The organism is Enterobacter sp. 50588862, assembly GCF_001462935.1.
Classification (GTDB): Bacteria; Pseudomonadota; Gammaproteobacteria; order Enterobacterales; family Enterobacteriaceae; genus Enterobacter; species Enterobacter bugandensis.
This window is the reverse complement of sequence record NZ_LNHM01000043.1, coordinates 88,898-108,695: the sequence shown is the minus strand read 5'-3', so window position 1 is coordinate 108,695 and position 19,798 is coordinate 88,898. Positions and strand designations below refer to the sequence as shown.

Annotated in this window: 17 protein-coding genes and 3 tRNA genes; 18 read left to right on the top strand and 2 right to left on the bottom strand. The window is 56.4% G+C overall.

The window, feature by feature from the left end:
- Positions 1-82 precede the first annotated feature (82 nt).
- From orn to APT89_RS21540, 4 genes are all read left to right on the top strand, one after another.
- Positions 83-628 carry an oligoribonuclease gene (orn, locus tag APT89_RS21555; protein WP_028015247.1) on the top strand — a complete coding sequence of 182 codons (546 nt, stop codon included), beginning with the start codon at positions 83-85 and terminating at the stop codon, positions 626-628.
- 196 nt (positions 629-824) lie between these two features.
- Positions 825-900, top strand: a tRNA-Gly gene (locus APT89_RS21550).
- Between the two features lie 36 nt (positions 901-936).
- Positions 937-1,012, top strand: a tRNA-Gly gene (locus APT89_RS21545).
- 36 nt (positions 1,013-1,048) lie between these two features.
- A tRNA-Gly gene (locus APT89_RS21540) sits at positions 1,049-1,124 on the top strand.
- A 270-nt stretch (positions 1,125-1,394) separates the two neighbouring features.
- On the opposite strand, the gene queG is transcribed toward APT89_RS21540, so the two are convergent.
- A complete protein-coding gene (queG, locus tag APT89_RS21535; protein WP_028015248.1) occupies positions 1,395-2,534 on the bottom strand; it encodes a tRNA epoxyqueuosine(34) reductase QueG in 1,140 nt (379 codons plus the stop codon).
- Here queG and nnr point away from each other — a divergent pair.
- From nnr to rlmB, 14 genes are all read left to right on the top strand, one after another.
- A complete protein-coding gene (nnr, locus tag APT89_RS21530; protein ID WP_048961000.1) occupies positions 2,533-4,056 on the top strand; it encodes a bifunctional ADP-dependent NAD(P)H-hydrate dehydratase/NAD(P)H-hydrate epimerase in 1,524 nt (507 codons plus the stop codon). The two genes, queG and nnr, sit on opposite strands and share 2 nt — an antisense overlap.
- Complete coding sequence (gene tsaE / locus APT89_RS21525; RefSeq protein ID WP_028015250.1) at positions 4,049-4,510, top strand: tRNA (adenosine(37)-N6)-threonylcarbamoyltransferase complex ATPase subunit type 1 TsaE; 462 nt, start codon at positions 4,049-4,051, stop codon at positions 4,508-4,510. The genes nnr and tsaE overlap by 8 nt, the downstream gene beginning before the upstream one ends.
- A gap of 16 nt (positions 4,511-4,526) precedes the next feature.
- Positions 4,527-5,861: an N-acetylmuramoyl-L-alanine amidase AmiB gene (gene amiB, locus APT89_RS21520; RefSeq protein WP_060573533.1), complete on the top strand. Its 1,335-nt coding sequence runs from the start codon at positions 4,527-4,529 to the stop codon at positions 5,859-5,861.
- Positions 5,862-5,870: 9 nt separating this feature from the next.
- Positions 5,871-7,715 carry a DNA mismatch repair endonuclease MutL gene (gene mutL / locus APT89_RS21515; protein WP_047364110.1) on the top strand — a complete coding sequence of 615 codons (1,845 nt, stop codon included), beginning with the start codon at positions 5,871-5,873 and terminating at the stop codon, positions 7,713-7,715.
- The gene (miaA, locus tag APT89_RS21510) at positions 7,708-8,658 is read left to right on the top strand and encodes a tRNA (adenosine(37)-N6)-dimethylallyltransferase MiaA (RefSeq protein ID WP_028015253.1); all 951 of its coding nucleotides are present in this window, start codon (positions 7,708-7,710) and stop codon (positions 8,656-8,658) included. Before mutL ends, miaA begins: the two co-directional genes overlap by 8 nt.
- An 85-nt stretch (positions 8,659-8,743) precedes the next feature.
- Positions 8,744-9,055, top strand: coding sequence for an RNA chaperone Hfq (hfq, locus tag APT89_RS21505; RefSeq protein ID WP_013095287.1), 312 nt, complete (start codon positions 8,744-8,746; stop codon positions 9,053-9,055).
- Between the two features lie 73 nt (positions 9,056-9,128).
- Positions 9,129-10,409: a ribosome rescue GTPase HflX gene (gene hflX, locus APT89_RS21500; protein ID WP_023331851.1), complete on the top strand. Its 1,281-nt coding sequence runs from the start codon at positions 9,129-9,131 to the stop codon at positions 10,407-10,409.
- Between the two features lie 56 nt (positions 10,410-10,465).
- Positions 10,466-11,725: an FtsH protease activity modulator HflK gene (gene hflK, locus APT89_RS21495; RefSeq protein WP_028015254.1), complete on the top strand. Its 1,260-nt coding sequence runs from the start codon at positions 10,466-10,468 to the stop codon at positions 11,723-11,725.
- A gap of 2 nt (positions 11,726-11,727) precedes the next feature.
- Positions 11,728-12,732 carry a protease modulator HflC gene (gene hflC, locus APT89_RS21490; RefSeq protein WP_028015255.1) on the top strand — a complete coding sequence of 335 codons (1,005 nt, stop codon included), beginning with the start codon at positions 11,728-11,730 and terminating at the stop codon, positions 12,730-12,732.
- Between the two features lie 71 nt (positions 12,733-12,803).
- On the top strand, positions 12,804-13,001 hold the full coding sequence (locus APT89_RS21485) for a DUF2065 domain-containing protein (protein WP_047364109.1): 198 nt from the start codon (positions 12,804-12,806) through the stop codon (positions 12,999-13,001).
- Between the two features lie 104 nt (positions 13,002-13,105).
- A complete protein-coding gene (locus APT89_RS21480; protein WP_006178975.1) occupies positions 13,106-14,404 on the top strand; it encodes an adenylosuccinate synthase in 1,299 nt (432 codons plus the stop codon).
- Positions 14,405-14,596: 192 nt separating this feature from the next.
- Positions 14,597-15,022 carry a nitric oxide-sensing transcriptional repressor NsrR gene (nsrR, locus tag APT89_RS21475; protein WP_028015256.1) on the top strand — a complete coding sequence of 142 codons (426 nt, stop codon included), beginning with the start codon at positions 14,597-14,599 and terminating at the stop codon, positions 15,020-15,022.
- A 38-nt stretch (positions 15,023-15,060) separates the two neighbouring features.
- Positions 15,061-17,502, top strand: a complete 2,442-nt coding sequence (gene rnr / locus APT89_RS21470) for a ribonuclease R (protein ID WP_060573530.1) — start codon at positions 15,061-15,063, stop codon at positions 17,500-17,502.
- 65 nt (positions 17,503-17,567) lie between these two features.
- The gene (rlmB, locus tag APT89_RS21465) at positions 17,568-18,299 is read left to right on the top strand and encodes a 23S rRNA (guanosine(2251)-2'-O)-methyltransferase RlmB (RefSeq protein ID WP_060573529.1); all 732 of its coding nucleotides are present in this window, start codon (positions 17,568-17,570) and stop codon (positions 18,297-18,299) included.
- Between the two features lie 91 nt (positions 18,300-18,390).
- Here the strand turns inward: rlmB and APT89_RS21460 are convergent, their stop codons facing one another.
- On the bottom strand, positions 18,391-19,665 hold the full coding sequence (locus APT89_RS21460; RefSeq protein ID WP_059354436.1) for an MFS transporter: 1,275 nt from the start codon (positions 19,663-19,665) through the stop codon (positions 18,391-18,393).
- Positions 19,666-19,798: the final 133 nt, after the last annotated feature.

Below are 19,798 nucleotides of genomic sequence, written 5' to 3'. Positions count from 1 at the left end.
AGGGGCAAAACCTCTATGATACACTCTAATTAATACTAGTTAACCTGCTACTGCCGGTTATGCGAGAAGGGTGGAAAATAACATGAGCGCGGATGAAAACAACCTGATTTGGATCGATCTCGAAATGACCGGGCTGGATCCCGAGCGCGATCGCATTATTGAGATTGCAACCCTGGTGACCGATGCCAACCTGAATATCCTTGCCGAAGGGCCAACGATTGCGGTGCATCAGTCCGACGACCAGCTTGCGCTGATGGATGAGTGGAACGTGCGTACCCACACCGGCAGCGGTCTTGTCGAGCGCGTGAAGGCGAGCACGCTGGGCGATCGCGAGGCGGAACTGGCGACGCTCGAATTTCTGAAGCAGTGGGTACCAGCGGGTAAATCGCCGATCTGCGGGAACAGCATCGGTCAGGATCGCCGTTTCCTCTTCAAGTACATGCCGGAGCTGGAGTCTTACTTCCATTACCGCTATCTGGACGTGAGCACCCTGAAAGAGCTGGCGCGCCGCTGGAAACCTGAAATTCTGGACGGCTTTAAAAAACAGGGTACGCACCAGGCGATGGACGATATCCGCGAGTCCGTGGCGGAACTCGCGTACTACCGCGAAAACTTTATTAAGCTGTGATTTTGAGATCCGGCACCTTGCGCGGCCGGGTTTTTGTCGTTAAATTGTTCAGCTTGCCGATTAAATAAGCACTTGAACTGAATTTCGAAAAAATCACTTTAAGGGGGGTTGCAGCTAAAAGGATTTCTCGTATAATGCGCCTCCCGTAACGACAGAGAATTACACGTTACGACAGCAACAAAAGCAGTACAGATTTGCGGGAATAGCTCAGTTGGTAGAGCACGACCTTGCCAAGGTCGGGGTCGCGAGTTCGAGTCTCGTTTCCCGCTCCAAAATTTGAAGGTGCTTCCACAGCACAGACTGCCCAAGCGGGAATAGCTCAGTTGGTAGAGCACGACCTTGCCAAGGTCGGGGTCGCGAGTTCGAGTCTCGTTTCCCGCTCCAAAATTTGAAAGTGCTTCTAAAGCACGGACCACCCAAGCGGGAATAGCTCAGTTGGTAGAGCACGACCTTGCCAAGGTCGGGGTCGCGAGTTCGAGTCTCGTTTCCCGCTCCAAATTCTTCTTCATCTATAAAATATCCACAGCGAAAAGACGCGCTGGGGACGTTTTCTATTGCATCTGAAATACTCTTGTAAACAGAGTTATCCACAGAATTCGCGCTTTACCCAAACCGTACAGAAAGTTAGCAGGGTGAATAATATCTTCCCAAGCCACTGTATTAATTGGATAAAATTTCATTTCAAAATGTTATTGAGATCACTTGACCTCTTCTCAAGTCCAGATGGCGCTTGAGTTTTTATTTTTATTCACAGGCTGTGAATATATCACGCATCCCGCGTAAGCCCTTTTTCAATCACCCTAACCAGCCGCTGTTTCTTAGGAAGCTGCACCTCGACCACGCAGGCATTTCGCTTCTCGATTTGCTGCGCAATCGCCCATTCTATGTGTTCATCAAGAAGTGGGTGCTCACCTCTACGGCTTTCGAGCGCCTGAATATTCGCTTCATCCCACGGGGCATTGCCCAGCGCGACGGCCACGTTTCGCAGCCAGCGCAGGTGGCCGATACGCCGAATAGCGGAACCTTCCGTCACCTTCAGGAACCAGGCTTCGGTCCAGGCGAACAGCTCAATAAGCTGTGGCGCATGCAGCGCCTTACGCGGGCTGAAGTCCTCTTCGTCCGTCAGCTGTGAATAGCGGTTCCACGGGCAAATCAGCTGGCAGTCGTCGCAGCCGTAGATCCGGTTGCCGATAAGCGGTCGGAACTCTTCCGGGATCGCCCCTTCAAGCTCTATCGTGAGATAGGAGATGCAGCGGCGGGCATCAACGGTGTAAGGCTCAACGATGGCGCCCGTCGGGCAGATGGTCATGCAGGCCACGCAGCGGCCACAGCCTTCCTCCACCGGGCCATCTACAGGCAGGGGTAAATCTATCAGCAGCTCACCGAGGAAGAAGAACGATCCGGCGTCGCGGCTCAGGATAAGTGAGTGCTTACCTGTCCAGCCAAGTCCGGCTTTTTCGGCGATCGGGCGCTCAAGAACAGGCGCGGAATCGACAAAGGGTCTAAAATTCAGCGAATCACAGTGCTGCTGAATGGTTTCCCCGAGTTTTTTTAAGCGGTTACGCAGAAGCTTATGGTAATCACGCCCCAGAGCGTACCGGCTGACGTAACCCAGGGAGGGATTTTTTAGCGTGCGCGCAAAGGCCGCGTTGGCAGGCAGGTAGTTCATGCGCACGCTGATGACGCGTAGTGTACCCGGTAAAAGTTCATGTGGACGGGCGCGCATCATGCCGTGACGCGCCATCCACTCCATTTCGCCGTGGTATTGTTTGTCCAGCCAGGCCTGCAGTTTTGGCTCGCTGGCAGAGAGGTCGGTATCGGTAATGCCTACCTTCTGGAAGCCAAGCTCAGCACCCCACTGTTTTATTTTTTGCGCTAATTCATTGAGATCGAGGGGCTGTGACATGACGGACCATACGGTGAAGAAAAACCCCGCAAGTATACCACATTCCATCTGGCATGCGGATGACCTCCGGCGCGCCGAAAAAGAGGCCGCAGACAGTCTCGGCATTACCCTTTATGAACTGATGCAGCGCGCGGGAGAGGCGGCGTTTAACGTTGCCCGCAGCGCGTACCCGCAGTCCACTCACTGGCTGATTTTGTGCGGGCACGGCAATAACGGCGGCGACGGCTACGTCGTTGCACGTCTTGCCGTTGCAGCCGGTCTCCGCGTTACCCTGCTGGCGCTGGAGAGTGATAAGCCCCTGCCGGAAGAGGCCTGCGCGGCGCGGGAGGCATGGCTGAACGCAGGCGGCGTGATTCATGCTCCTGATATCGTCTGGCCGGAAGATGTTGATCTGATTGTTGATGGTCTGCTGGGGACCGGGCTACGCAGCGCGCCTCGCGAAAACATTGCCGCGCTTATTGAACACGCTAACGGGTACTCTGCGCCGGTAGTCGCGTTGGATATTCCGTCGGGCCTGATCGCACAGACCGGCGCGACGCCTGGCGCCGTTATTCAGGCTGCGCACACCGTGACCTTTATCGCTCTGAAGCCGGGCCTGTTAACCGGAAAAGCGCGGGATGTGGTCGGCGTATTGCACCATAACGCGTTGGGGCTGGAGAGCTGGCTCGTTGGACAGGAAACGCTCCTGTCGCGCTTTGATTCCTCGCAGCTAAAAGAGTGGCTTCCGCCGCGCCGCCCAACGTCTCACAAGGGCGACAACGGCAGGCTGGTGATTATTGGTGGCGATCGCGGTACGGCAGGAGCGGTTCGCATGACCGGTGAGGCGGCACTTCGCAGCGGTGCCGGGTTAGTGCGAGTACTCACTCGCATTGAAAATATTGCGCCAATCATCACAGCCCGACCGGAACTGATGGTCCATGAGCTTACGCCCCAGACGCTGGAAGAAAGCCTCGAATGGGCGGATGTGGTGGTTATTGGTCCCGGGCTTGGGCAACAGACATGGGGTAAACAGGCCCTGCAAAAGGTCGAGAATTTTCGTAAACCGATGCTGTGGGATGCCGACGCGCTTAACCTTCTGGCAATAAATCCGGATAAGCGTCACAATCGCATTCTGACGCCACACCCCGGCGAAGCCGCACGCCTGCTTAACTGCAGCGTGGCAGAAATTGAAAGCGATCGCTTACTTTCTGCTCAGCGTCTGGTAAAACGTTACGGAGGTGTTGCCGTTTTGAAAGGGGCAGGCACCGTTGTCGCCAGTGACGAGACGCAGGGCATTATTGATGCCGGAAATGCGGGCATGGCGAGCGGCGGTATGGGCGATGTGCTTTCAGGCATCATCGGCGCATTGCTTGGACAGAAACTTCCCCTTTATGATGCAGCCTGTGCGGGCTGCGTGGCCCACGGCGCGGCAGCTGACAGGCTTGCTGCGCGGGAGGGGACACGCGGTATGCTGGCCACCGATCTCTTTTGCACGCTGCGGCGTGTTGTTAACCCGGATGTGATTGACGTAGAAAATGACTAATCGAGCGATTCCTTTACCTGATGAACAAGCCACTTTAGATCTCGGCAAGCGCGTGGCGCAGGCCTGTCAGGGGGCAACCGTCATTTATCTGTATGGCGATTTAGGTGCGGGTAAAACCACCTTCAGCCGGGGTTTTTTGCAGGCGTTAGGGCATAACGGGAACGTGAAAAGCCCTACCTACACGCTGGTCGAGCCGTACACCCTCGACAATCTTATGGTGTACCACTTTGATTTATACCGCCTTGCGGATCCTGAGGAGCTGGAATTTATGGGGATCCGTGATTATTTTGCCAACGACGCCATCTGCCTGGTGGAGTGGCCGCAACAAGGTGCGGGTGTGCTGCCTGACCCGGATGTCGAAATTCACTTAGATTACCAGGCTCAAGGGCGTGAGGCTCGCATCAGTGCGGTTTCCTCATCAGGGTGTTCCTTACTGGCGCGTCTCGCCGGTTAAGAGTAGGGATGACGGGATGATTAGTCGCGTTAAAGGTTGGGTGTTGGCTGCGACGGTGCTGCTGTGCGCGCAGGCCGGGGCGGCAAGCCTTTCGGATATTCAGGTGTCAAACGGCGAAAGCCAGGCGCGGATTACGTTCAGCTTTATGGGCGACCCTGAATACGCGTTTTCACAGCCAGACAGCCACAGCGTGGCGCTGGATATCAAACAGACAGGCGTGATCCAGGGATTACCGCTGCGGTTCAGCGGTAACAACCTGGTGAAAAGTATCCGCTCGGGTACCCCTCAGGACAGCCAGTCGCTGCGCCTGGTGGTCGATCTGACCGAAAAGGGCAAAACGAAGGCGGTGAAGCAGCAAAACGGGGCGAACTATACGGTGGTCTTCACCATCAATGCCGATGTTCCGCCGCCTCCGCAGCCACCGGTTGTCGCGAAACGCGTGGAAGAGCCGGTGTATACGCCTCGCCCATCGGAACCTGCGCGTAATCCGTTTAAATCGCAGAACGATCGCATCACCGCGGCAACCAGCAGTAACACGGTAACGCGTCCGGCGGTCAGCGCACGGCGTACGGTCAGCGGTGACAAAGTGATAATCGCCATTGATGCCGGGCACGGTGGACAGGATCCTGGAGCGATTGGCCCGGGCGGCACGCGAGAGAAAAATGTCACTATTGCGGTGGCCCGCAAGCTGCGGACGCTGTTAAACGATGATCCGATGTTTAAAGGCGTACTAACCCGCGACGGCGACTATTTTATCTCTGTGATGGGCCGCTCAGACGTGGCGCGTAAGCAAAACGCCAATTTCCTGGTCTCCATTCACGCGGATGCCGCGCCGAACCGTAACGCGACGGGCGCCTCGGTATGGGTTCTGTCGAACCGCCGGGCAAACAGCGAAATGGCCAACTGGCTGGAAGAGCATGAGAAACAGTCTGAACTGTTAGGCGGCGCGGGTGATGTGCTGGCAAACAGCCAGTCTGACCCATACCTCAGCCAGGCGGTGCTGGATTTACAGTTCGGTCATTCTCAGCGCGTCGGGTATGATGTCGCCACTAACGTATTGAACCAGTTGCAGGGCATCGGGGCATTGCATAAGCGCCGCCCTGAACATGCGAGCCTGGGCGTTCTGCGCTCGCCGGATATTCCGTCAATTCTGGTAGAGACGGGCTTTATCAGCAATAACAGTGAAGAGCGCCTGCTGGGCAGCGACAGCTATCAGCAGCAAATTGCCGAAGCGATTTATAACGGTTTACGTAAATATTTTGAGGCGCATCCTCTGCAGTCCGCGCCGCAGGGCGGAGTAGCCCAGACGGCCAGCGCCGCGCAGCCGGGTGGGTTGACCGCCACAAATTAAGGAGATTTCATGCCGATTCAGGTTCTGCCGCCGCAGCTCGCGAACCAAATCGCCGCCGGTGAGGTGGTGGAACGCCCTGCGTCGGTGGTGAAGGAGCTGGTTGAAAATAGCCTCGATGCGGGCGCCACCCGCATTGATATTGATATCGAACGCGGCGGCGCAAAGCTTATCCGCATTCGCGACAACGGCTGCGGCATCAAAAAAGAGGAGCTGGCGCTGGCGCTGGCGCGTCATGCCACCAGTAAAATTGCCTCTCTGGATGACCTGGAAGCGATTATCAGCCTCGGTTTTCGCGGCGAAGCGCTGGCCAGTATCAGCTCGGTTTCTCGTTTAACGCTGACCTCCCGCACCGCTGAACAGCAGGAAGCCTGGCAGGCCTACGCTGAAGGGCGGGATATGGACGTCACGGTCAAACCCGCGGCGCACCCTGTCGGTACTACGCTGGAAGTTCTGGACCTGTTCTACAATACTCCCGCCCGCCGCAAGTTTATGCGTACCGAAAAAACCGAGTTCGGCCATATCGACGAGATCATCCGCCGAATTGCGCTCGCCCGTTTCGACGTCACCATCAACCTCAGCCATAACGGCAAGGTGATGCGCCAGTACCGCGCGGTGGCTGAAGGTGGTCAGAAAGAGCGACGGTTAGGCGCTATCTGCGGGACGCCGTTCCTGGAGCAGGCGTTGGCTATCGAGTGGCAGCACGGCGATCTGGCTTTACGCGGCTGGGTGGCCGATCCGAACGCCAGTAGCGCGGCGTATTCTGAAATTCAGTATTGCTACGTGAATGGCCGCATGATGCGCGACCGCCTCATTAACCACGCCATTCGCCAGGCCTGCGAAGACAAGCTCGGGGCCGATCAGCAACCGGCCTTTGTGCTTTATCTGGAGATCGACCCGCATCAGGTGGATGTCAACGTCCATCCTGCCAAGCATGAAGTACGGTTCCATCAGTCGCGTCTGGTGCATGATTTTATCTACCAGGGCGTGCTGAGCGTGCTGCAACAGCAGCTTGAACCCACGCTGCCGCTGGAAAAAGAAGACTCCGCACCGCGCCCCATTCCGGAAAACCGTGTTGCTGCGGGCCGCAACCATTTTGCGGAGCCTGCCGTCGCGCGTGAACCAGACGCCCCGCGTTTTTCCTCTGCAGGAGCCGCGCCGCGTCCGACGGGCGTGAACTACCCGAACGCTCAGCCCGGCTATCAGAAGCAGCAGGGGGCGCTGTACCGTAAACTGCTGGAAACGCCCGCAGTCGAGCGCAAAGAGCACATTTCGGTGGCGACACCTTCCCTTGAAGGCCATAGCCAGAGTTTTGGCCGAGTGCTGACGATTATCGCACCGGATATGGCCCTGCTTGAGCGCGACGGCAAACTGCTGCTTCTGGCGCTTCCGGTTGCCGAACGCTGGCTCAAGCAGGCGCAACTGACGCCGGGGGAACATGCGGCCTGTGCGCAGCCGTTATTGATCCCGGTTCGCCTGAAAATATCCGCTGAAGAAACAAGGGTATTGCAGCGTGCAGAGGCCCAGCTGGCGCAAATGGGCATTGAAATTGTGCTCGAACCACAACATGTGACAATTCGCGCAGTGCCTTTACCCTTACGCCAACAAAATTTACAAAACTTGATTCCTGAACTGATAGGCTACCTGGCGCAGCAAACATCGTTGGAGGCTGCCAACACCGCGCAGTGGATCGCCCGTCATCTGGCCAGCGAACATTCACCGTGGAGTATGGCGCAGGCGATTACCGTGCTGGCGGAGGTGGAACGCCTCTGCCCACAGCTGGTGAAAGCGCCGCCGGGTGGGTTATTACAACCTGTTGATTTAAAAACGGCGATGACCGCCCTGAAACATGACTGACGTAAGCAAGGCGAGCCTGCCAAAGGCAATTTTTTTAATGGGCCCAACGGCCTCTGGCAAAACAGCGTTAGCCATTGAGTTACGTAAAGTTTTGCCTGTAGAGTTGATTAGCGTTGATTCCGCCCTCATCTATCGAGGGATGGACATCGGCACGGCGAAGCCCGGCGCAGACGAACTGCGTGCGGCACCGCACCGTTTGCTGGATATTCTCGACCCGGCAGAGGCTTACTCCGCAGCGGATTTCCGCCGGGATGCCTTAGCTGAGATGGCCGAGATAACGGCGGCGGGGCGTATACCGCTGTTGGTTGGCGGAACCATGCTCTACTTCAAGGCGCTGCTCGAAGGATTGTCACCCTTACCTTCTGCAGATCCTGAAATCAGAGCAAAGATTGAGCAGCAGGCGGCAGAGCAGGGGTGGGACGCATTGCATAAGCAACTGGCAGAGATTGACCCGGTTGCGGCGGCGCGAATCCATCCAAACGATCCGCAAAGGCTTTCCCGGGCACTGGAAGTTTTTTTCATTTCGGGTAAAACTTTAACGGAACTGACGCAAACGTCAGGAGACGCTCTGCCGTATCAGGTGCATCAGTTCGCCATCGCCCCGGCGAGCCGTGAACTGCTCCATCAACGAATTGAGCAGCGTTTTCATCAGATGTTGGCTTCAGATTTTGAAGCAGAAGTGCGGGCGCTATTTGCCCGTGGAGATTTGCATACGGATATGCCTTCCGTTCGTTGTGTGGGATACCGCCAGATGTGGTCGTATCTTGAAGGTGAGATTTCATACGATGAAATGGTTTATCGAGGTGTTTGCGCCACGAGACAGTTAGCGAAGCGCCAGATCACCTGGTTGCGCGGATGGGAGGGGGTTCACTGGTTAGACAGTGAAAAACCGCAACAGGCGTTAAACGATGTGATTGAGGTTGTTGGTGATATCGCCCACTGAATGTGTACAATTGAGACGTATCGTGCGCAATTTTTCAGAATCGCAAGGTTCTAAGTACAAAACAAGCATATAAGGAAAAGATAGAATGGCTAAGGGGCAATCTTTACAAGATCCGTTCCTGAACGCATTGCGTCGGGAACGTGTTCCAGTTTCTATTTATTTGGTGAATGGTATTAAGCTGCAAGGTCAGATTGAGTCTTTCGATCAGTTCGTGATCCTGTTGAAAAACACGGTCAGCCAGATGGTCTACAAGCACGCTATCTCTACTGTTGTTCCGTCCCGTCCGGTCTCTCATCACAGCAATAACGCTGGCGGCGGCACAGGCAGTAACTACCATCATGGCAGCAACGCGCAGGGTTCTTCTGCTCCTGCGCAGGACAGCGACGAGACCGAATAAGGTTTTAGCTGTTATCCACACGGGGAGCCAGGGATCCTGCGTTCCCCGCTGATCTTTTTAGAGAGGTTTACGCTTGTTTGACCGTTATGATGCCGGTGAGCAGGCGGTGCTGGTACACATCTATTTTTCGCAAGACAAAGATATGGAAGACCTCCAGGAGTTTGAATCTCTGGTCTCTTCCGCCGGTGTCGAAGCAATGCAGGTGATTACCGGTAGCCGTAAAGCGCCGCACCCAAAGTATTTTGTTGGTGAAGGTAAAGCAGTAGAAATTGCGGATGCCGTAAAAGCAACCGGCGCGTCAGTCGTGTTGTTTGATCATGCGCTGTCTCCAGCCCAGGAGCGCAACCTGGAAGCTCTCTGCGAGTGCCGTGTTATCGATCGCACGGGATTGATTTTAGATATTTTTGCTCAGCGTGCCCGTACCCACGAGGGGAAACTGCAGGTTGAGCTGGCGCAGTTGCGCCATCTGGCGACGCGTCTGGTGCGTGGCTGGACCCACCTTGAAAGACAAAAAGGCGGGATTGGTTTGCGCGGTCCGGGTGAAACCCAGCTCGAAACCGACCGCCGTTTGCTGCGTGGCCGTATTACCCAGATCCTCTCACGTCTGGAACGTGTCGAGAAACAGCGTGAACAGGGGCGTCGGGCGCGAACCAAAGCCGACATCCCCACGGTGTCGCTGGTGGGCTATACCAACGCCGGTAAATCCACCCTGTTTAACCAGATAACCGAGGCCCAGGTGTATGCCGCAGACCAGCTGTTTGCGACCCTGGACCCGACGCTGCGCCGCATTGACGTTGCTGACGTGGGTGAAACAGTGCTGGCGGATACCGTAGGGTTTATCCGCCATCTGCCGCACGATCTGGTGGCGGCGTTTAAGGCGACGTTGCAGGAGACGCGTCAGGCGACTCTGCTGCTGCACGTGATTGATGCGGCTGACGTACGCGTGCAGGAGAACATCGACGCGGTGAACGTGGTGCTGGAAGAAATTGACGCCCACGAAATTCCCACCCTGTTGGTGATGAATAAGATCGATATGCTGGAGGATTTCGAACCGCGTATCGACCGTGATGAAGAGAACAAACCGATTCGGGTCTGGCTTTCTGCTCAGGCCGGAATCGGTGTGCCACTGCTTTTCCAGGCTTTGACAGAACGTCTTTCCGGTGAGGTAGCTCAGCACACGCTGCGACTGCCGCCACAGGAAGGCAGGCTGCGCAGCCGGTTTTATCAGCTTCAGGCGATAGAAAAAGAGTGGATGGAGGATGACGGCAGCGTGGGGATGCAGGTGCGTATGCCGATCGTTGACTGGCGTCGCCTCTGTAAACAAGAACCTGCGCTGGCGGACTATATCGTCTGATCAGAAAGGGGAAGCCTGAAAAATTCGCCCTTGCATAACAAATATGGAGCATATACATGGCGTGGAATCAGCCCGGTAATAACGGACAAGACCGCGACCCGTGGGGAAGCAGCAATAATCAAGGCGGCAACTCTGGGGGAAATGGCAACAAAGGTGGTCGCGAGCAGGGGCCGCCGGATCTGGATGATATCTTCCGCAAGCTGAGCAAAAAGCTTGGTGGCCTTGGCGGAGGAAAAGGTTCTGGCTCGGGTGGCAGTTCCAGCCAGGGACCGCGCCCGCAATTAGGTGGCCGCCTGGTGGGCATCGTTGCTGCCGGGCTGGTGATCGTCTGGGCAGCCAGCGGGTTCTACACCATTAAAGAAGCAGAACGCGGCGTGGTCACCCGTTTCGGTAAGTTCAGCCACCTGGTTGAGCCGGGCCTGAACTGGAAACCGACCTTCATTGACGATGTGACTGCGGTAAACGTGGAGTCCGTCCGTGAACTGGCCGCCTCCGGCGTGATGCTGACCTCGGACGAAAACGTGGTGCGCGTTGAGATGAACGTGCAGTACCGCGTGACCGATCCTGAGCGTTATCTGTTTAGCGTGACCAGCGCCGATGACAGCCTGCGTCAGGCGACCGACAGCGCCCTGCGTGGTGTGATCGGCAAATACACCATGGACCGCATCCTGACCGAAGGTCGTACCGTTATTCGTAGCGATACCCAGCGCGAGCTGGAAGAGACGATTCGTCCGTACAACATGGGTATCACCCTGCTGGACGTCAACTTCCAGGCTGCACGTCCGCCGGAAGAGGTGAAGGCCGCGTTTGACGATGCGATTGCTGCCCGTGAAAACGAACAGCAGTACATCCGCGAAGCAGAAGCGTACACCAACGAAGTTCAGCCGCGTGCTAACGGTCAGGCGCAGCGTATTCTGGAAGAGGCGCGTGCGTATAAGACCCAGACCATCCTGGAAGCTCAGGGTGAAGTGGCTCGCTTCGCGCGCATCCTGCCGGAATACAAAGCCGCCCCGGAAATTACCCGTGAGCGTCTGTATATCGAGACTATGGAAAAAGTGCTGAGCCACACCCGCAAAGTGCTGGTTAACGACAGCAAAGGCGGAAACCTGATGGTTCTGCCGCTGGATCAGATGCTGAAAGGCGGTTCTGCACCGGCAGCGAAAGACACCAGCGGAGCGAACAACCTGCTGCGTCTGCCGCCAGCCTCATCAGGCAGCTCCAGCGCGAACACAACGCCTTCTTCGAACGATGGTGACATTATGGACCAACGCCGTGCTAACGCGCAGCGTAACGACTACCAGCGTCAGGGGGAATAAGGATGCGTAAGTCAGTTATTGCGATCATCGTCATCGTACTGGTCGTGCTGTATACCTCGATCTTTGTGGTGAAAGAGGGCGAGCGTGGGATCAAGTTCCAGTTCAGCAGCGTCGTGCGTGATGGCGACAAACGTCCGGTGATTTACGAGCCGGGCCTGCACTTCAAGGTGCCGTTCATTCAGTCTGTGAAAACGCTCGATGCGCGTATCCAGACCATGGATAACCAGGCTGACCGTTTCGTGACCAAAGAGAAGAAAGACCTGATCGTTGATTCCTACATCAAATGGCGTATCAGCGATTTCAGCCGCTACTTCCTGGCAACGGGCGGCGGTGACGTTTCTCAGGCAGAAGTGCTGCTGAAACGTAAGTTCTCTGACCGTCTGCGTTCTGAAATTGGTCGTCTTGATGTGAAAGACATCGTGACCGACTCCCGCGGTCGTCTGACCCTGGAAGTGCGCGATGCGCTGAACTCCGGTACAGCGGGCACCGAAGACGAAGTGGCGACGCCAGCAGCGGATGACGCGATTGCTAAAGCGGCCGAACGCGTTCAGGCTGAAACCAACGGTAAAGTGCCGGTGATCAACCCGAACAGTATGGCGGCGCTGGGTATCGAAGTGGTTGACGTGCGTATCAAGCAGATCAACCTGCCAGCGGAAGTGTCCGAGGCGATCTACAACCGTATGCGCGCCGAGCGTGAAGCGGTAGCCCGTCGTCACCGTTCACAGGGTCAGGAAGAGGCTGAAAAACTGCGTGCGGCAGCGGACTATGAAGTGACCAAGACGCTGGCGGAATCTGAACGTCAGGGCCGTATCCTGCGCGGTGAAGGCGATGCGGAAGCGGCGAAGCTGTTTGCCGATGCATTCAGCCAGGATCCAGACTTCTACGCCTTTATCCGTAGCCTGCGCGCTTACGAGAATAGCTTTAAGAGCAACCAGGATGTGATGGTGCTCAGCCCGGACAGCGATTTCTTCCGTTATATGAAGACGCCGACCAACGCAACGCGATAAACTCAGGCTCGTTTGAGTATTCAAACCACCGCTCCCAACGGAGCGGTGGTTTTCTTTTATAAGGGTGAAAAATGAATTCAACGATCTGGCTCGCGCTGGCCCTGGTTCTGGTGCTGGAAGGTCTCGGCCCGATGCTCTATCCGCGCGCGTGGCGTCGTATGATCGCGACCATGAGCCAGCTACCGGATAATATTTTGCGTCGTTTCGGCGGTGGTCTTGTGGTTGCCGGTATCGTTATCTACTACATGTTGAGGAAAACGATTAGCTGATCAAAAACTAGCCGCAATTGGCGTATTTTAAGGTCAAAAAGTGCTGTATATCTGAAAAAGCGATGGTAGAATCCATTTTTAAGCAAACGGTGATTTTGAAAAAAATGGGTAACAACGTCGTCGTACTGGGCACCCAATGGGGTGACGAAGGTAAAGGGAAGATTGTCGATCTTCTGACTGAACGGGCTAAATATGTTGTACGCTACCAGGGCGGTCACAACGCAGGCCATACTCTCGTAATCAACGGTGAAAAAACCGTCCTCCATCTTATTCCATCAGGCATTCTTCGCGAAAACGTCACCAGCATCATCGGTAACGGCGTTGTGCTGTCTCCTGCTGCGCTGATGAAAGAGATGAAAGGTCTGGAAGACCGTGGTATCCCTGTTCGTGAGCGTCTGCTGCTCTCCGAAGCCTGCCCGCTGATCCTGGACTATCACGTGGCGCTGGACGTGGCGCGTGAAAAAGCGCGTGGCGCGAAAGCGATCGGCACCACCGGTCGTGGTATCGGCCCGGCTTACGAAGATAAAGTTGCACGTCGCGGTCTGCGCGTCGGTGACCTCTTCGACAAAGCGACCTTCGCTGAAAAACTGAAAGAAGTGATGGAATATCACAACTTCCAGCTGGTGAACTTCTACAAAGCTGACGCTGTTGACTACCAGAAAGTGCTGGATGACGTCATGGCGATTGCAGACATTCTGACCGGTATGGTTGTTGATGTATCCGATCTGCTGGACCAGGCGCGCAAGCGTGGCGATTTCGTCATGTTCGAAGGTGCGCAGGGTACGCTGCTGGACATCGACCACGGTACCTATCCGTACGTTACTTCTTCTAACACCACCGCGGGTGGCGTGGCGACCGGCTCTGGCCTGGGTCCACGTTATGTGGATTACGTTCTGGGTATCATCAAAGCGTACTCTACTCGCGTAGGTGCGGGTCCATTCCCGACCGAACTGTTTGATGAAACCGGCGAGTTCCTGTGCAAGCAGGGTAACGAGTTTGGCGCGACCACCGGTCGTCGTCGTCGTACCGGCTGGCTGGATGCGGTTGCCGTGCGTCGCGCAGTGCAGATCAACTCCCTGTCTGGCTTCTGCCTGACCAAGCTGGACGTACTGGACGGCCTGAAAGAAGTGAAAATCTGCGTAGGCTACCGTATGCCAGATGGCCGCGAAGTGACCACCACTCCGCTGGCTGCTGACGACTGGGAAGGCATTGAGCCAATCTACGAAACTATGCCGGGCTGGTCTGAGACCACCTTTGGTGTGAAAGAGCGTAGCGGCCTGCCGCAGGCTGCGCTGGATTACATCAAGCGCATTGAAGAACTGACCGAAGTGCCGATCGATATTATTTCTACCGGCCCGGATCGTACTGAAACGATGATCCTGCGCGACCCGTTCGACGCATAATCTTCGTGACTGCTGGCCTGCGGGGAGACCCGTAGGCCGGATAAGCGTAGCGCCAACCGGCGACCGCTCCTGGATCTCCGCTTTTTCGCCCCGTCTGTCAAATAAATTAGCCGCTAACTATCTGGCTGGTTTATCATCATTAATGAATATCTCTGCGGTTTGACCGCGTTTTCCCTTTTTCCTGAGGTTGATGTGCAGTTAACAAGTTTCACCGATTACGGCTTACGCGCGCTGATTTACATGGCGTCGTTACCCGAAGGGAAGATGACCAGTATCTCTGAAGTCACAGAGGTATACGGTGTGTCCCGTAATCATATGGTCAAAATAATCAATCAACTTAGCCGTGCCGGATACGTTGCTGCCGTCCGCGGGAAGAATGGAGGGATCCGTCTTGGTAAACCGGCACAGAGTATTCGTATCGGGGATGTGGTACGCGAGCTGGAGCCCTTGTCTCTGGTTAACTGCAGCAGCGCGTTCTGCCACATTACGCCCGCTTGCCGCCTGAAACAGGCGCTTTCTAAGGCCGTGCAAAGTTTTCTCAAGGAACTGGATAACTATACGCTGGCCGATTTGGTTGAAGAGAATCAACCGCTTTATAAATTATTGCTGGTGGAATGAAGAAAATTTCCACCGGAGCTGACAACGGAGGAACCGACATGTCACAAGATCCTTTCCAGGAACGCGAAGCCGAAAAATACGCGAATCCTATCCCCAGCCGCGAGTTCATCATTGAACACTTAACAAAACGCGAAAAACCCGCCAATCGTGAAGAACTTGCCGTTGAATTAAATATTGAAGGTGAAGAGCAAATTGAAGCCCTTCGCCGCCGCCTGCGCGCGATGGAGCGTGACGGGCAACTGGTCTTTACCCGCCGCCAGTGCTACGCGCTGCCGGAACGCCTCGATCTGCTGAAAGGGACCGTCATTGGTCACCGCGATGGCTTTGGCTTCCTGCGCGTGGAAGGCCGTAAGGACGACCTTTACCTCTCATCCGAACAGATGAAAATGTGCATCCACGGCGACCAGATCCTGGCGCAGCCGCTGGGTGCAGACCGTAAAGGCCGCCGCGAAGCACGCGTGGTTCGCGTGCTGGTGCCAAAAACCAGCCAGATTGTGGGCCGCTACTTTACCGATGCGGGCGTAGGCTTCGTGGTGCCGGACGACAGCCGTTTGAGCTTCGATATTCTGATCCCACCTGAAGAGGTGATGGGCGCGCGTATGGGCTTTGTGGTGGTGGTTGAACTCACCCAACGTCCGACCCGTCGCACCAAAGCGGTCGGTAAAATCGTCGAAGTGCTGGGCGATAACATGGGCACCGGCATGGCCGTCGATATGGCGCTGCGTACCCATGAAATTCCGTACGTCTGGCCGAAAGCGGTCGAAGAGCAGATCGAAAACCTGCGCGAAGAAGTACCGGAAGAGTCCAAAGCGGGCCGTGTGGATCTCCGCAGTCTGCCGCTGGTCACCATTGATGGTGAAGACGCCCGCGACTTCGATGATGCCGTGTACTGCGAGAAAAAACGCGGCGGCGGCTGGCGTCTGTGGGTTGCTATCGCTGATGTAAGCTATTACGTTCGTCCGCACACGCCGCTGGATAACGAAGCGCGCAGCCGTGGTACGTCGGTCTACTTCCCGTCGCAGGTTGTACCGATGCTGCCGGAAGTGCTCTCCAACGGCCTGTGCTCCCTGAACCCGCAGGTTGACCGTCTCTGTATGGTATGTGAGATGACCATCTCCACCAAAGGGCGCTTAACGGGCTACAAATTCTACGAAGCGGTAATGAGCTCGCACGCGCGTCTGACCTATACCAAGGTCTGGCATATGCTGCAGGGCGACCAGGACCTTCGCGAGCAGTACGCGCCGCTGGTTAAACACATTGAAGAGCTGCATAACCTCTACAAAACGCTGGAGCAGGCGCGCGAAGAGCGCGGCGGGATCTCCTTTGAGAGCGAAGAAGCGAAGTTTATCTTCAACGCCGAGCGCCGCATTGAGCGTATCGAACAGACCCAGCGTAACGATGCGCACAAGCTGATCGAGGAGTGTATGATTCTGGCGAATATCTCGGCGGCACGCTTCGTTGAGAAAGCCAAAGAACCTGCGCTGTTCCGTATTCACGATAAGCCGACCACGGAAGCCATTTCGTCGTTCCGCTCCGTGCTGGCTGAGCTCGGCCTGGAGCTGCCGGGCGGTAACAAGCCTGAGCCACGCGATTACGCCGAACTGCTGGAATCCATCAGCGATCGTCCTGACGCGGAAATGCTGCAGACGATGCTGCTGCGCTCCATGAAGCAGGCGATTTACGATCCGGAAAACCGGGGGCACTTCGGCCTGGCGCTGCAGTCTTACGCGCACTTTACCTCGCCGATCCGTCGTTATCCTGACCTCTCTCTGCACCGTGCGATCAAGTATCTGCTGGCGCAGGAGCAGGGCCACAAAGGGAACACCACCGAAACCGGCGGCTATCACTACTCCATGGACGAAGTGCTGCAACTGGGTCAGCACTGTTCCATGACCGAGCGCCGTGCGGATGAAGCGACGCGCGACGTGGCGGACTGGCTGAAGTGTGACTTTATGCTGGATCAGGTGGGCAACGTCTTTAAGGGCGTGATTGCCAGCGTGACCGGCTTTGGTTTCTTCGTTCGTCTGGATGAGCTGTTTATCGACGGTCTGGTGCACGTCTCCAGCCTGGATAACGACTACTACCGCTTCGACCAGGTCGGCCAGCGTCTGATTGGCGAATCAGGCGGCCAGACCTACCGTCTGGGCGATCGCGTGGAAGTGAAGGTCGAAGCCGTGAATATGGACGACCGTAAAATCGACTTCAGCCTGATCTCCAGCGAGCGCGCGCCGCGTAATGTCGGTAAAACCGAGCGTGAAAGGGCGAAAAAAGGCGGAAACGGCAAAGCGAGCGGTAAACGTCGCCAGGCGGGCAAAAAGGTAAACTTCGAGCCGGACAGCGCCTTCCGCGGCGAGAAGAAACAGAAGCCAAAGGCGGCGAAGAAAGAGGCTCGCTCAGCGAAAAAGCCTTCCGCGAAGACGCAGAAAATCGCTGCCGCGACAAAAGCGAAGCGCGCAGCCAAGAAAAAGCAGGCGGAGTAATTCTCCCCTCACCCTGACCCTCTCCCCAACCGGGAGAGGGGAAATATTTATTACGAGAACCATCAATGAGTGAAATGATTTACGGCATCCACGCGGTGCAGGCCCTTCTCGAGCGCGCACCGGAGCGTTTTCAGGAAGTGTTTATTCTGAAAGGTCGTGAAGACAAACGTCTGATGCCGCTGATCCACGCGCTGGAAGCGCAGGGCGTGGTGATCCAGCTGGCGAACCGCCAGTTCCTGGATGAGAAAAGCGAAGGCGCGGTGCACCAGGGGATCATTGCCCGCGTGAAGCCGGGCCGTCAGTATCAGGAAAACGATCTGCCGGATCTGATTGCCGCGCTGGAAAACCCGTTCTTCCTGATTCTGGATGGCGTCACCGACCCACATAACCTCGGCGCGTGCCTGCGCAGCGCGGATGCGGCGGGCGTGCACGCGGTGATCGTACCGAAAGATCGCTCTGCCCAACTGAACGCGACGGCGAAGAAAGTGGCCTGCGGCGCGGCGGAAAACGTTCCGCTGATCCGCGTGACCAACCTGGCGCGCACCATGCGTCTGCTGCAGGAAGAGAATATCTGGATCGTCGGTACCGCGGGCGAAGCGGATCATACTCTGTATCAGAGCAAAATGACCGGCCGTCTGGCGCTGGTGATGGGGGCGGAAGGTGAAGGCATGCGTCGTCTGACGCGCGAGCACTGCGACGAGCTGATCAGCATCCCGATGGCGGGCAGCGTGTCGTCTCTGAACGTTTCCGTTGCAACGGGTATCTGCCTGTTTGAAGCGGTGCGCCAGCGCGGGTAGCCTGTTGTGCCGGGTGGCGGCTTCGCCTTACCCGGCCTACAAAAGCATGGTACCGTAGGCCCGGTAAGCGCAGCGCCACCGGGCAACAATCTCATTCCTCTAACGACCGTAAATGGTCATCCTTCCTGAGCGTCATCAGCGCGAAAATACTCACCACCGCCGTTGCCATCACGTAATAGGCCGGAATGTCCAGGTTGCCCGTCTGCTTTATCAGCCCGGTAATGATTAACCCCGCACAGCCCGAAAAAATCGCGTTCGATAACGAATAGGCCAGCCCCAGTCCCGTATAGCGCACGCGCGTCGGGAACATCTCAGACAGCATCGCCGGGCCCGGCCCCGCCAGCATGCCCACCAGACCGCCCGCAATCAGCACCACAATCGCTTTGACCGCCATCGTACTGGACTCCGCCTGCAAAATTTTCAGCAGCGGCAGGGCGAGGATCAGCAGGAGCACGGTGGCGATAATCATCACCGTTCGCCGCCCGATCCTGTCGCTCAGCATTCCCGACGGAATGATGGTGAGCGCAAACCCAATGTTAGAAATCACCGCTATCAGCAGCGCCTGATTAAACCCGGTGTGCAGCGCAGACTGCAGATAGGTCGGCATGATCACGAGGTAGGTATACCCCGCCGCGGACCAGACCATCACGCGGCCAATGCCCATCAGGATGGTTTTGAGCGTGGCGGAAGTACTGGCCTGAGCAATGACCGCTTTTTCCTTCTGCTGCACAAAGCTCGGCGTCTCTTCCATGCTCACCCGCAGCCACAGCGCGACCACGCCCATCGGCAGCGCCAGGAAGAAAGGAATGCGCCAGCCCCAGTCGTGCAGGGCTTCAGGCGTGAGGAGGGCAGAGAGCAGCGCGACAATACCTGCGCCTGCTAGCAGCCCGAGCGCCACGGTAAAGGACTGCCACGCGCCGTACAGACCGCGCTTGCCACGCGGGGCGAACTCCGTCATCAGTGAGACCGCACCGCCGTACTCGCCGCCCGCGAACAGACCCTGCAGGATGCGCAGCAGCGTAACGATCAGCGGTGCAGCAATGCCGATGCTGGCGTAGACGGGCACGATGCCGATGGCCGTGGTGGCGAGCGTCATTAGCACCAGCACAATAATCAGCGTCGGTTTTCGGCCTATCCTGTCACCAATGCGGCCAAATACCACCGCACCCAGCGGACGGAAGAAGAAGGCAATGGCAAACGAGGCCCAGGTGAGGATCAGACTGGTCAGTCCCGCCTCTCCTTCAAGCTGGAAGAAGTTCTTCGCAATCACGGTCGCCAGAAAACCGTAGACCGCAAACTCATACCACTCGATAAAGTTACCAATGGAGCCTGCAATTAATGCTCGCTTGTGCGCATCCTGTTGCATAACGATCCTCAAAAAGACGGGTTAAGAATAAATTATTCAACATAAGCTGAGTAATGAAATAGTTTATTCTTATGTTCTGTGAGCTATTTCACGAATGATATCAGCGGGATCGCCATCGTGTGACCTCACTCCC